At 39.6% G+C, this 12455-nt stretch carries 12 protein-coding genes; 6 read left to right on the top strand and 6 right to left on the bottom strand.

From position 1 onward, the window contains the following. Nucleotide 1: 1 nt before the first annotated feature. Nucleotides 2–1015, bottom strand: coding sequence for a DHH family phosphoesterase (locus tag OC25_RS19290; protein ID WP_039479468.1), 1014 nt, complete (start codon nt 1013–1015; stop codon nt 2–4). A gap of 207 nt (nt 1016–1222) precedes the next feature. On the opposite strand from OC25_RS19290, the gene OC25_RS19285 reads away from it, so the two are divergent. From OC25_RS19285 to OC25_RS27680, 3 genes are all read left to right on the top strand, one after another. Beyond that, a complete protein-coding gene (locus OC25_RS19285; RefSeq protein WP_039479466.1) occupies nt 1223–1642 on the top strand; it encodes a nucleoside-diphosphate kinase in 420 nt (139 codons plus the stop codon). 133 nt (nt 1643–1775) lie between these two features. Beyond that, nucleotides 1776–2543 (top strand): BamJ family beta-barrel-assembly machinery protein, encoded by a 768-nt coding sequence (gene bamJ / locus OC25_RS19280; RefSeq protein WP_039479464.1) that lies wholly within the window; start codon nt 1776–1778, stop codon nt 2541–2543. Between the two features lie 295 nt (nt 2544–2838). Then, nucleotides 2839–3015 (top strand): hypothetical protein, encoded by a 177-nt coding sequence (locus OC25_RS27680; protein WP_208599718.1) that lies wholly within the window; start codon nt 2839–2841, stop codon nt 3013–3015. 78 nt (nt 3016–3093) lie between these two features. Here the strand turns inward: OC25_RS27680 and OC25_RS19275 are convergent, their stop codons facing one another. Both OC25_RS19275 and recF read right to left on the bottom strand, forming a co-directional pair. Then, nucleotides 3094–3384 carry a DciA family protein gene (locus OC25_RS19275; protein WP_039479462.1) on the bottom strand — a complete coding sequence of 97 codons (291 nt, stop codon included), beginning with the start codon at nt 3382–3384 and terminating at the stop codon, nt 3094–3096. Then, nucleotides 3377–4480: a DNA replication/repair protein RecF gene (recF, locus tag OC25_RS19270; RefSeq protein ID WP_039479460.1), complete on the bottom strand. Its 1104-nt coding sequence runs from the start codon at nt 4478–4480 to the stop codon at nt 3377–3379. The genes OC25_RS19275 and recF overlap by 8 nt, the downstream gene beginning before the upstream one ends. Before the next feature lie 123 nt (nt 4481–4603). On the opposite strand from recF, the gene OC25_RS19265 reads away from it, so the two are divergent. Both OC25_RS19265 and OC25_RS19260 read left to right on the top strand, forming a co-directional pair. Beyond that, entirely contained in the window at nt 4604–4996 is a 393-nt protein-coding gene (locus tag OC25_RS19265) for a hypothetical protein (protein WP_143009655.1), read from the top strand. 122 nt (nt 4997–5118) lie between these two features. Continuing rightward, nucleotides 5119–5784 (top strand): tetratricopeptide repeat protein, encoded by a 666-nt coding sequence (locus OC25_RS19260; protein WP_039479455.1) that lies wholly within the window; start codon nt 5119–5121, stop codon nt 5782–5784. Nucleotides 5785–6464: 680 nt separating this feature from the next. On the opposite strand, the gene pth is transcribed toward OC25_RS19260, so the two are convergent. The 3 genes from pth to OC25_RS19245 form a co-directional block, all read right to left on the bottom strand. After that, nucleotides 6465–7025, bottom strand: coding sequence for an aminoacyl-tRNA hydrolase (pth, locus tag OC25_RS19255; protein WP_039479452.1), 561 nt, complete (start codon nt 7023–7025; stop codon nt 6465–6467). Between the two features lie 210 nt (nt 7026–7235). After that, nucleotides 7236–7820, bottom strand: coding sequence for a 50S ribosomal protein L25/general stress protein Ctc (locus OC25_RS19250; RefSeq protein ID WP_039479449.1), 585 nt, complete (start codon nt 7818–7820; stop codon nt 7236–7238). Between the two features lie 172 nt (nt 7821–7992). After that, a complete protein-coding gene (locus OC25_RS19245; RefSeq protein ID WP_039479579.1) occupies nt 7993–8934 on the bottom strand; it encodes a ribose-phosphate pyrophosphokinase in 942 nt (313 codons plus the stop codon). Between the two features lie 370 nt (nt 8935–9304). On the opposite strand from OC25_RS19245, the gene OC25_RS19230 reads away from it, so the two are divergent. After that, nucleotides 9305–12331 carry a glycosyltransferase family 117 protein gene (locus OC25_RS19230; RefSeq protein ID WP_039479444.1) on the top strand — a complete coding sequence of 1009 codons (3027 nt, stop codon included), beginning with the start codon at nt 9305–9307 and terminating at the stop codon, nt 12329–12331. Nucleotides 12332–12455: the final 124 nt, after the last annotated feature.

Raw genomic sequence — 12455 nt, 5'->3', positions numbered from 1 at the left:
CCTATCCGGCCAGCAATTGTTCTTTATAATCTTCTAATATCGATTTAAATTCCGAAACTACATCATTTAATGGTTTTTCTGATGCTCCGCCGGCTGCATTTCTGTGCCCACCACCATTAAAATACTTTTTACAGATCTCGTTGGCAGGAAAAACTCCTGTCGACCGTACAGATAGTTTTACTTTATCGGTACGCTCCACAATCAGAGCAGCCAAACGGATACCGTTAATAGAAAGCGCATAATTTACCACACCTTCAGTATCGCCGGTAATGCTATTGTATTGTGCCAGTTCTTCTTTGGTAACCGAAATAATGGCGGTATTGTAATCTCTTAAAACTTCGAGCTTATTAGACAGGCAATAGCCTAAAAAGCGCAGGCGGTTTTCGCTTGAGTTATCGTAAACCAGTTCGTGAATTTTCGCCTGGTCGGCGCCTAAATCAATCAGGTTGGCAGCAATGCGGTAAACTTCAGCTGTAGCTGACGAAAAACGGAACGATCCCGAATCGGTCATAATTCCCGTGTACAGGCAAGAGGCAACATCTTTGTTAATCAACTCGCCATCCTGTAACTGATTTACAATAAATTCGTACACCAGTTGCGCAGCAGCACAGGCATTAATATCCCAACAGCGGTAATCGTCGAAATCTTCAGGCTCCAAATGGTGATCGATCATGATTTTTTTAGCACTTGCAGCCCTTACCAACTCACCCAGTTCGTTAATGCGGCTCAAGGTGTTAAAATCAAGACAAAAAATAACAGATGCTTCTGCTACTAACCTCGCGGCCTCTTCCTGTTGTTCTGTAAAAATAATTACATCACCATTGTTTGGCATCCAATGTAAAAAAGTAGGATAATCAGTAGGCGTAATTACCTTAACGTGATGACCTTTCTGAATCAAATAGCCATACAGGCCCAATGATGAACCCATTGCATCGCCATCTGGTTTATGATGCGTGGTAATTACAATGTGCTGTGGCGAAGCCAGTAATGTTTTTAATTCGGGTAGTGTAAGCATATATTTTTTGCGCTGCAAAGCTAAGTAAATTTAGTATAGGATGGAAAGATTTTAAGTTTGGCCCGTCATTGTTTTAAAAACGGGCTGAAATTGTCTTTTTACAGCCGTACTACATTAATTAATATCCATTCCCGACTGAAAAAGAATGATTATTGATTATTCATCAATTAAAACGTATTTTTGCAAAAAAAATGATATCAAAGCACAATGAGCACTAACAGAACTTTTACCATGATTAAGCCAGATGCAGTAGCAAACGGCCATATCGGATCTATTATCAACGACATTACCAATGCAGGTTTTAAAATCATTGCATTAAAATATACTAAACTAACAGAAGAAACTGCTGGTCAGTTTTACGCAGTACACGCTGAGCGTCCTTTCTACAAAGATTTAGTTAGCTTCATGTCTTCAGGACCAATTGTAGCAGCTATTTTAGAAAAAGACAATGCAATTGAAGATTTCAGAAAATTAATCGGTGCTACCAACCCTGCTGAAGCTGCAGAAGGTACTATCCGTCAGAAATATGCAAAATCTATCGATGCAAATGCTGTTCACGGTTCAGATTCTGACGAGAATGCAGAAATTGAAGGAAACTTCTTCTTCAAAGCAGACGAGCGTTTCTAAGTAACAAACAAAATATTTGCAATAAAACCCCGAAAATTCGGGGTTTTATTGTTTTAGCATTTTTGTATCTTTCGTGCTTTAAAAATAGGTTTATCAATTTACCTGCTAAAAACAATTACTACATAAATAATCAATGAAAAGAATTTTCTTAGTGGCATGCCTTTCGGGTATTGCTGCTGCCTCTTACGCACAAACCAAAACTGCAGCAAAAAAACCTGTTGCAAAAAAAACAACCACAGTAAGTAAAACCACAACCGTTGTGGGATTAAAATCTACTTTAGATTCTACCAGCTATGCATTTGGAACCTCAATCGGGGCCGGTTTAAAAACTACCGGTTTATCTACCCTTAATTACGAGGTTCTATTAAAAGGCTTAAAAGACGCATTTACCGGTGGAAAAGTAATTTTAGATCAGCAACAAGCGCAACAATGCATCAATGAAGCATTAGCTAAAGCATCGGCTGTTAAAAACAAAGCAGAAATTGAAGCAAATAAAATTAAATACGCACCAGTTATGAAAGAAGGACAAGAATTTTTAGAACAAAACAAAAAACGTGAAGGCGTAAAAACTACTGCAAGTGGCTTGCAATACGAGGTTTTAACTGCCGGCACAGGCGTTAAACCAGCAGCTACCGATTCGGTATTGGTACATTATAAAGGTACTTTATTAAACGGCAAACAGTTTGACAGCTCTTACGATAGAGGTGAGCCGATTTCTTTCCCGTTAAACCGTGTAATTCCGGGTTGGACAGAAGGTGTTCAGTTAATGCCTGCAGGTTCGAAATACAAATTTTATATTCCTTACAACCTGGCTTACGGCGAGCGCGGAGCAGGTGCAGATATTCCACCATATAGCACCTTAATTTTTGAGGTTGAGTTGTTGAAGGTAAACGGAAAATAATTTCCATTCCGGAAAAAATGGAAGATGGAGCATGTAAGCATTATCCATCTTTTGTAATCCTTATTTCGATGGTCGCCTGGCTATCGAAATGAGGATTTTTTTTACCTCACACGGTGTAGTCAGATGTTACCATCTGACTGATCCTTCAAAACCGTTGTTACTTTGAATTAGCTACCGCGTCAGATGTAACATCTGACGCCACGGTTATTGATTTGACGCTACCCGCAAATCAATTATTAAACCCTCCAAAACTTTATTCATTATCTGCTGTTGCTATTAAAAAATCAACATCAATATGAAAAAGATATTCCCAATAGCATTAATTGCATTTTTGTGTACCACCTTAAGTAGCTGCGAGCTGGTAGAAGGCATTTTTAAAGCCGGCGTATGGTCGGGTATTATTATTGTAGTCGTAGTAGTTGCGCTACTGATCTGGATTTTAGCGAAGGTATTTGGCGGAGGGAAAGGGTAGTTGGGAGCTTGGAGTTTTTAGTTTGGAGTTTTATTCAGTAAAATATTTAGGGTATAGGCAAAAGTTTATACCCTTTATTTACAAAAAGATCATTTCGGTAATGACTTCGCTTCCGGCATGTTCATTCAGTTTTTCGATAATACCCTGACGTACCAAAATCAGTTCATTTTTAATTACCGACGATTCGATCCTTAAAAAAAGCTTTTTATCGTGGATATAAATCTGCTTGGTGCGGTTAGCAACAGCTGTACCCATAATTTCGGGCCATACCGATAGAATGGAAGTTTCATCGAACTTACGGCGTATGCGGTACACATCAAGCATTTTGCTTATGGCATCTTTTAAAGTAACATCGTTAGGTTTACGCATTTTCTACAGTTCCATTATCAACTTCAAACAAAGTTACATCAACTTCTATCTTTTCAAAAATCGATTTTACTCTTTCTTTTCCGGTATCGGTTATAAATATTTGTCCAAAATCATGATGCGAAACCATTTGCATTAATTTTTGAACACGGTTATCATCCAGTTTATCAAATATATCATCCAGCAAAAGCAAAGGTTTAAACCCCTTGTTTTTAGCCAGGTAAGCATATTGCGCCAGCTTTAAGGCAATTAAAAAAGATTTCTGCTGACCTTGCGAACCGAATTTCTTTAGTGGCATATTGCTGATTATAAAAGCCAGCTCATCTTTATGTATCCCGGTTGTGGTACGCTCCAGTACACGGTCTTTCTCTACCGTTTTTTTTAACAATTCTTCAAAAGTAGCCTCGTTAAGCTGCGATTGATAATTCAACTCTACCACTTCCCTGTTTTCGGTGAGGTAAGTGTAATACTGGTTAAACATCGGGATGAATTCATCCATAAAAGCCTTACGGATACCAAATATTTTATTACCCGCCATGACCAGCTGCTCATCTAAAATCTCGAGCAAGGCAGGATCGTATTTACGCGTAATGGCAATCTGCTTTAACAGCGCATTGCGGTTGGCCAGAATGCGGTTATAGGTAATCAGCTGATCGAGGTAATGGCCGTCTGTTTGCGAAATCACATTGTCGATAAATTTCCTGCGTTCTTCGCTCCCTTCCATAATCAGGTTAACATCATAAGGCGAAACCATCACTACCGGGAACAGCCCGATATGATCGGCAAGTTTATCGTACTCTTTTTTGTTGCGTTTAAATTGCTTTTTCTGATTGCGCTTTACGCCACAGGAAATTTTTTCATTCTTTTCACTACGGTCAAAATCTCCCTGGATCATAAAAACTTCTTCACCCGTTTTGATCTGCTGGGTATCGATGGGATTAAAATAGCTTTTACAGAGGCAGAGGTAGTGAATGGCATCGAGCATATTGGTTTTACCCGATCCGTTATTACCCGTAAACACGTTCACAGTATCCGAAAAACGGAGATCTGCGTCGGTATAATTCTTGAAATTGAGCAGGGTAATGTTCTTTAACCACATAAATATGTCACAAATTTACCCTTTTTTAGCCGCTTAACATTCATTGTTTAAAATTAACGTTAATTACATTTAAAAATATTGTACTTTCATAGCAAGGAAAAAATTTCAATGGTTGCACAAAAAATGTTAGAGGGAAATGTTCTATGGTCTTACGATCATGAACTGACCAATGAAAAGGGCACGAGCTGGATTAAAAAATTAGCCGGTTTATTTTCATTCTTAAAGCCGATACACAAACACGAGGGCAATATATTGCTGGCTTCGAACGGGATTTTTATTACGGGCGATGAACAGCTGGAGGTGCCTTTATCAAATATCGAAGAGGTTTACATGGGTTTCGACGAGCTGTTTCCGGCTTCGCCCATTAAAAATTTCGGTCTGTTCTGGCAGCCTATCCGCATCCGCTCAACCATTAGCCGCACCCAAAGCCAAACCGTTTACCTGGTAATTAACCGTACAGGTATTTTTAGCGACAACCAAACCTGGTTTAACACGCTAATTAGCCTGCTCCGTTAATTGTCGCGGGCATTTTACACTTTTGGTTCCTAAATAACTAATGTTTAATTAAATACTTCAAAATAAAGATTGATACTTTGATTGAAAAATGTATTTTTGCAATCTTAATTTTTTAAACAAACATGTCTACAACAGATAATCAGACAATTCAACCGACTAAAAAAGGTTCATTTTTACAAGAGAATAACAAGAGCTTACTTTTTATAGCAGGCGCTGTAGTTGTATTAGTTCTCATCTACCTTTGGTATCAGGGCGTGTACTTAAAAGGCCGTGCTGAAGAAGCTGCGAGCAAAATGTACAAAGCAGAGCAATATGTTGGAGTAGATTCATTATCGAACAAAGCAGTTAAAGGCGACGCTGGTTTCCCGGGCTTTGAGCAAATTGCCAAAGAATACGATAACACCAAATCGGCTAATTTAGCTAACCTTTACTTAGGTGGTATTTATTTACGTAAAGGCGAGTTTAAACAAGCGGTAGAATCTTTAAGCAAATATAGCGCTACAGGTAGCCCGGTTGCAGATCCATTGGCTTTAGGTTTGTTAGGCGATGCTTACAGCGAATTAAAAGATTATAAACAAGCTGCTACTTATTACAAAAAAGCTGCTGATAAAGCGAGTAAATTTACTTCGCCAATGTTTTTAAAGAAATTAGGATTGGTTAACGAAAACCTTAAAGATTTTAAAGGTGCACTTGATGCTTATACTAAGGTAAAAACACAATATCCTGAAAGCGCAGAAGCACAGTTAATTGATGCTTACATTGCAAGAGCACAAGAACAAGTTAAATAATCATTAACTAACTATACATTAAAGAAAAGACCATCGAAAGATGGTCTTTTTTTGTTTAGTATCCCCGTCATCTCGACTGAAGCACAGCGAAATGGAGAGATCTATATACAGACCTTTCACCTACATGGTACCTTATCCCGCTCCATTTCTGTGGGCTCACCAAATACCAAAAAACTGATTTATTTTATTTGAAAATCAGCGGCAGATGCTTTTGGCCTGGTTCAGCCCCGCTCTCCGTTTTTTCCGATGCTGATTAACTTTGTAATATAAGTTGCGGAGAAGCACCGGAACCACTGCGATCGGGTTTAGGTGGCGCGGGAAGCAGGTAAATTCGGGGTTGCATGGTGAGGAGGCGAGGAACACTCCGAATTATTACCATCGTGTAAAACACTTAAGGAGCATATAAATCTCAATATTTTTATAGTATGAGATCCTTCGCTGCGCTACTATTGACATACCTTATAGAAAAATCGTCATTTCGACTGGAGCCGGCCGGTTCTTCACCGGTGGCGGAATGGAGAAATCTATTTAGACAGATTTCTCGGCTACGTTGCACTCCGCTCGAAATGACGATCCCGGAAGAGGCTGTCACTTATTATTGATTTTATACAATAAATTACACCTCAGGATGACAACCTGAACAATTAACCAATTTAAACAGTTAACCGATTAACTAAAAACTATTTATTAAAAGCAGTCATGGTGTGGGCCGGGCCAACAGTTACAAAGCTCTTAATCAGGGCTACACTTTTATCAATTAAGGCAGGAAGTTCTAACTGCTCCTCTTTATCAAATAAACCCAATACAAAATCTACCTGCCGACCTTTTGGATAATCGTTGCCGATACCGAAACGCAAACGGGCATAGTTTTGTCCGCCGCACACTTCTTCTATACTCTTAAGCCCATTGTGCCCTGCACTTGATCCCTGCAGTTTTAGCCTGAGTTTGCCTAAAGGCAAAGCCAGATCATCAACAATTACCAATACGTTCTCTGGCGCTATTTTAAGCTCTTTCATCCAATAGTTTACCGCTTTACCACTCAGATTCATAAAAGTGGTTGGTTTAATTACGTGCAGCTTTTTGCCTTTAAAACCCACTTCGGCGTAATAAGCCAGGCGGATATTATCGAAACTTCCGTTTAAACCTTTAACCAGTTCATCGGCAATATCAAAACCAATGTTATGTCTGGTATGCGCATAATCCGGACCAATATTACCTAAACCAACGATAAGATATTTCATGGATGCAAATGTAGAAGATAAAAGCTAAAAGCAGAAAGACTAAAGCGAAAAGTATGAAGTCCGGAGTTGGAAGTCTTGAGTCTGTACCTGCATAAGGGCATGGCGTTTAGCGTTTGGCGGATTAACCTCGTGTAAATAAAAAAGCGGTAAAGAATTGCTTCTCTACCGCTTCTAGAATCTGTGAAATCACATTAATCTGTGAAATCAATACTACTTTTTACCTTTAGCAGCTTCAGTTTCTGCTTGTTTTAATGCTCTTGACATTGCAACAGAAACGATAGTATCTTCAGGAGTGTTAGTGATTACGTATTTATCACCTGAAAGGTCACGAACACGGAATAAGCTACCCACTTCTAATTTCTCTAAGCTTACTTCTACGTTTTGTGGCATGTTAGCTGGTAACGCTTTAACACGTAGTTTACGTAATTTCTGGATTAATTTACCCCCCATTTTAACACCTGGAGAAGTTCCGGTTAATTTAACAGGAATTTCCATTACGATTTCCTTGTCATCGAATAACTGAAGAAAATCTACGTGTAATAATACGTCGGTAAGTGGGTGAAACTGAGTATCTTTAACGATAGCTTTAGTTTTAGCACCATTAACTTCGATTTCTACAAAGTTTACTTCCGGAGTATAAATTACGTCTCTTAAATCAGCAATAACTACAGCTAAGTGTTGTTGCTCTTTACCACCATACAATACCGCCGGAACTTTACCTTCGTAACGAAGTTCCTTGGCATCGCGTTTCCCTACGTTCTCTCTTGGAGAACCGCTAATTGCGATTGTTTTCATTTTTATTTATATTTATTTATTAGTATTTAGTATCAAGTATCAAGACTGATTTACAGCTTTTTACCTGCTACTTTTATTATTCTCTTTTGGGTTAACTGGTTAATTGTTCAAATTGGTTAACTGAGTGCAAAATCTACAATTAACCGATTAACCAGTTTATACAATTAACCGACTATACCCTAAACAGATCGCTAATTGAGCCATGCTCGTTTACATTGGCAATTGCCCTTGCAAACAAACTTGCTGTGCTTAGCACCCTGATTTTTGGGCTTTCCTGTTTTAAAGGAATGGTATCGGTAACGATTAGCTCGGTTAACACCGAATTTTCTACCGTTTCAATTGCTTTACCTGATAATACCGCGTGGGTACAAACCGCTCTTACACTTGCAGCACCATTTTCCATAATCAAAGCAGCAGCTTTTGAAAGGGTTCCGGCAGTATCGCAAATATCGTCGATTAACACAACATCCTGTCCTTGAACATCTCCAATAATCGACATCGATTCGATTTCGTTGGCACGTTTACGGCGTTTATCGCAAATAATTACCTCTGCATTAAAAAACTTGGCAAATGTACGCGCCCTGTACGAACCACCCATATCAGGCGATGCGATAGTTAAGTTTTTTAAGCCAAGGCTTTTGATATAAGGCACAAAAATAACCGATCCATCTAAGTGATCAACCGGAATATCGAAGAAACCCTGTATCTGTGCAGCGTGCAAATCCATCGTCATGATGCGGTGGATACCTGCCGACTTTAATAAATTAGCCACTAATTTGGCACCAATAGCCACACGTGGTTTATCTTTTCTATCCTGACGGGCCAAACCATAGTAAGGAACTACAGCAGTAATGTAATGTGCCGATGCTCTTTTAGCGGCATCAACCATTAACAAAAGCTCCATTAAGTTATCGCTAGGCTGGTAAGTAGACTGGATTAGAAAAACATCACTACCACGAACTGATTCATCAAAAGAAGGTTGAAATTCGCCATCACTGAATTTGTGAATGGTTACGTTACCAAGTGGCTTGCCGTAGTGTTCGGCAATCTTAAGTGATAATCCCTTAGAACCTGTTCCGGAAAAAAGTTTTACCGGGTTGAACTGCAATGGCATGGGTCCGTGTAGTTTGCTGTTAAAAAAAATCGGATCATGTCTATTTAAAACATGATCCGACGTTAAATTTTCGTTGTCCGACCTGGATTCGAACCAAGACAAACGGTACCAAAAACCGTTGTACTACCCTTATACTATCGGACAAAAACTTCTCGAAGATATTTCCTCGAAAGGGAATGCAAATGTAGGAAGCTTATTTCAAATTTGCAAGAGTGATTTTAAAATATTTTTTAATTTCTTTCTCGCTCTTCCTGACTGCGATGCAAAGATAAAAAAATCATCTTATAGCGTGCAACATTTTCTTTTTTTCTGCGACTTTTTTTACTGCGAACCACTTAAATCATTTATTATCAAAGACTAAATTTTTACTATGAATTACTCAAGGATTAACACCATTGGGGGCTGGCTATGCTTCATTATTGCCGCAACCACCTACATTTTAACCTTAGATCAATCTGTAAGTTTCTGGGACTGTGGCGAATTCATCGCTTCGGCCTTCCGGATGGAGGTTGTACACCAGCCCGGAGCCCCAATGGTATCGATGATCCAGCGATTATTCTCCACCCTTGCCCTTGGCGACAAAACTAAAATCGCCTATTTTATGAATGTGGCTTCGGCATTGGCCAGCGCAGGCACCATTTTATTTCTTTTCTGGACCATTACCGCACTCGCTAAAAAAACCATCGTTAAAAAGAACGAAATCGTAAGCACTCAAAAAACAATTAGCATTATGGGTGCAGGCCTGGTTGGCGCCCTGGCTTATACCTTTTCTGATAGTTTCTGGTTCTCGGCAGTAGAGGCCGAGGTTTACGCCTTATCATCACTCTGCACTGCAATTGTGTTCTGGGGTATCTTAAAATGGGAATCGCAGGCGGATGAGCCCAAAGCCGACCGCTGGTTATTGTTTGTAGCCTATATTATGGGGCTTTCCATTGGTGTGCACATCTTAAACCTGCTTACCATCCCAGCCTTAATATTTGTTTATTATTTCAAAAAGAACCCTTCGCCCAACTGGCAAGGTGTTGTGAAAATATTTTTCGTATCCATTTTATCATTAGCTGTAGTACAGTTTGGCCTGATCCAGTATGTGGTAGCGTTGGCAGCCAAATTTGATTATTTTTTTGTAAACACCTTAGGTTTTGGATTTGGCAGCGGCGTGTTGTGCTTTGCTGTTTTACTTATTGGCGGGTTGGTATATGGCATCCGTTATTCCATCCTTAAAAATAAAAGGGCACTAAATTTAATCATGTTGTTTACTGTATTGCTTTTATTCGGCTACAGCTCTTTTGCACTTTTAATTATCAGAGCACAAGCCAAACCCAATTTAAATAACACCGACCCCGAAAATGTATTTAACTTTTTAAGCTATGTTAACCGTGCACAATATGGCGACCGGCCTTTATTGTACGGCGAAAATTACAATTCGGAAAAGATCGACATCAAAGAAACTGGTCAGCTTTACCGGAAGGGTGAAAAAAAATACGAATCGGCAGGAACAAGGTCTGAATATGTTTTTGGCGATAAAACCCTTGCACCACGGATGTATAGCGACAAACCCGAACATGTTAAGTTTTATAAAAATTACATGGGTTTTGACGATACGCATAAGCCAACCTTAATGGATAACCTGCAATATATGTTTTCATTCCAGACCGGACAAATGTATATGCGCTACTTTATGTGGAACTTTGTGGGCAGGCAAGATAATGAAGATGGCCAGTTTGGCGGTCGCGCGGGCAATTGGTTAAGTGGCGTAAAACCCGTAGATGCCATCAGGCTGGGAGACCAGAAAAACCTGCCACCTTCGATTGTAGAAAATAAAGCTTACAACCGTTTTTTCTTTTTACCCTTAATTATCGGATTAATTGGCGCGGTTTGGCACTTTAAACGTAACCAGAAAGATGCAGGCGTTGTAGGTTTGCTATTTGTTTTCACCGGAATAGCCATAGTAGTATATCTTAATTCAGTGCCCATTGAACCCCGCGAAAGGGATTACGCTTATGTGGGTTCGTTCTATGCCTTTGCCATTTGGATTGGCCTGGGGGTATTTGGCTTAAAAGACTGGGCTTTTAAAAAATTAACGCCAGTACGCGCGAGTATTTTTGCATCGATTATTGCCTTGTTTGCTGCCCCCATAATTATGGCAGAGCAAGGCTGGGATGACCATAACCGATCTGATAGCCATGTAGCCCACGATATGTCGGTTAATTACCTGAAATCGTGTGCACCCAATGCGATTTTATTTACCTACGGGGATAACGACACCTACCCGGTTTGGTATGCGCAGGAAGTAGAAAACATTCGCCCGGATGTACGCGTGGTAAACCTGAGCCTGTTTACAGCCGACTGGTACATTGATGGCATGCGGAGAAAACAAAACCAATCGGAGCCCCTCCCCCTTACCATAACGCCAAACCAATACGTAGCCGGAACGCGCGACATTATGTATTACCAGGATTATAAAATTGCTCAGCGCATTGAACTGAAAGAAATTTTAGATGTGCTGTTATCGGATAACGACGCAGATAAAGTAACCATGAACGATGGCTCAAAATACAATGTGTTGCCAACCAAAAACCTGAAACTTTCAGTAAGTCCGCGGCAAGTTTTAGATACTGGTACTGTTCCTAAAGAAGATGCCGGCAAAATTGCTGGCAGCATGGAATGGACATTTAACCAGAATTACGTAACCAAGGGTACATTGGCTTTATTCGATATATTGGTGCACAACGACTGGAAACGTCCGATTTATTTTACCGGTGCAATGCCCGATGAGCAGTATTTAGGTCTGAATAAATACCTTTATTCGGAGGGGTTGAACAAAAGGCTGCTGCCACTAAAACCAGATACAACAATTGAACAAGATTTCGATCGCATTAACATTAAACCGTTGTACAATAACCTGATGAACGTTTACGGGTTTGGTAACATTAAAAACGCCAACCATTTAGACAGGCAATCTTCTGATGATGTAGTTATGTTATCGAACATGTTTAATGGTTTGCTAACCGGCCTGCTAAACGAAGGTAAAATTACTGAAAGTAAAAAAGTAGCTAATAAGTTTCTGGAGGTAATCCCAGCTAAGTTTTACAGCATGCGCCAGGTAATGAGCACTTATTATTTTACCGAAAACCTTTACCGCTTAAATGACCTGAACCAGGGAAATGCCATGATTAAAAAAACGGCCGACTATGTAAACGAGGAACTTACCCACCTGGCAGATGTTTCAGAAAGCAAAAACCAACTGGCTGCCGAGCAGGATGTACGTTTTTACCTGGCTTATTTGGGTCAGATGGTAAAACTGACCGAAGCTTTTAAACAAAATGAGCTAAGCCAAAGCCTCGAAAAACAATACAATAACCACATTGCCAGGTTTACCCCTTTTCCTACAGGTTAAGCGAAAAACAGTTTAATTTTTCACCCACGGGCAGATTTTACATTTTAGTCCGTGGTTTCTTATTTTCAGGATTGGTCAAAATACTTGAAGTGAATGGGATTAAGGCGTTAAATTTTGTTAAATC

It is taken from the genome of Pedobacter kyungheensis (assembly GCF_000812965.1).
In the GTDB taxonomy this organism is placed as follows: domain Bacteria; phylum Bacteroidota; class Bacteroidia; order Sphingobacteriales; family Sphingobacteriaceae; genus Pedobacter; species Pedobacter kyungheensis.
This window is presented reverse-complemented; position numbering and strand designations above follow the sequence as displayed.

Excerpts from the sequence above, each read along its gene's own strand:
- OC25_RS19265 (WP_143009655.1), top strand. The coding sequence starts at position 4,604 with ATGTTAGAGGGAAATGTTCTATGGTCTTACGATCATGAACTGACCAAT.
- OC25_RS19250 (WP_039479449.1), bottom strand. The coding sequence starts at position 7,820 with ATGAAAACAATCGCAATTAGCGGTTCTCCAAGAGAGAACGTAGGGAAA.
- OC25_RS19260 (WP_039479455.1), top strand. The coding sequence starts at position 5,119 with ATGTCTACAACAGATAATCAGACAATTCAACCGACTAAAAAAGGTTCA.
- recF (WP_039479460.1), bottom strand. The coding sequence starts at position 4,480 with ATGTGGTTAAAGAACATTACCCTGCTCAATTTCAAGAATTATACCGAC.
- OC25_RS19230 (WP_039479444.1), top strand. The coding sequence starts at position 9,305 with ATGAATTACTCAAGGATTAACACCATTGGGGGCTGGCTATGCTTCATT.
- OC25_RS19245 (WP_039479579.1), bottom strand. The coding sequence starts at position 8,934 with ATGCCATTGCAGTTCAACCCGGTAAAACTTTTTTCCGGAACAGGTTCT.
- OC25_RS27680 (WP_208599718.1), top strand. The coding sequence starts at position 2,839 with ATGAAAAAGATATTCCCAATAGCATTAATTGCATTTTTGTGTACCACC.
- OC25_RS19275 (WP_039479462.1), bottom strand. The coding sequence starts at position 3,384 with ATGCGTAAACCTAACGATGTTACTTTAAAAGATGCCATAAGCAAAATG.
- OC25_RS19285 (WP_039479466.1), top strand. The coding sequence starts at position 1,223 with ATGAGCACTAACAGAACTTTTACCATGATTAAGCCAGATGCAGTAGCA.
- OC25_RS19290 (WP_039479468.1), bottom strand. The coding sequence starts at position 1,015 with ATGCTTACACTACCCGAATTAAAAACATTACTGGCTTCGCCACAGCAC.
- pth (WP_039479452.1), bottom strand. The coding sequence starts at position 7,025 with ATGAAATATCTTATCGTTGGTTTAGGTAATATTGGTCCGGATTATGCG.
- bamJ (WP_039479464.1), top strand. The coding sequence starts at position 1,776 with ATGAAAAGAATTTTCTTAGTGGCATGCCTTTCGGGTATTGCTGCTGCC.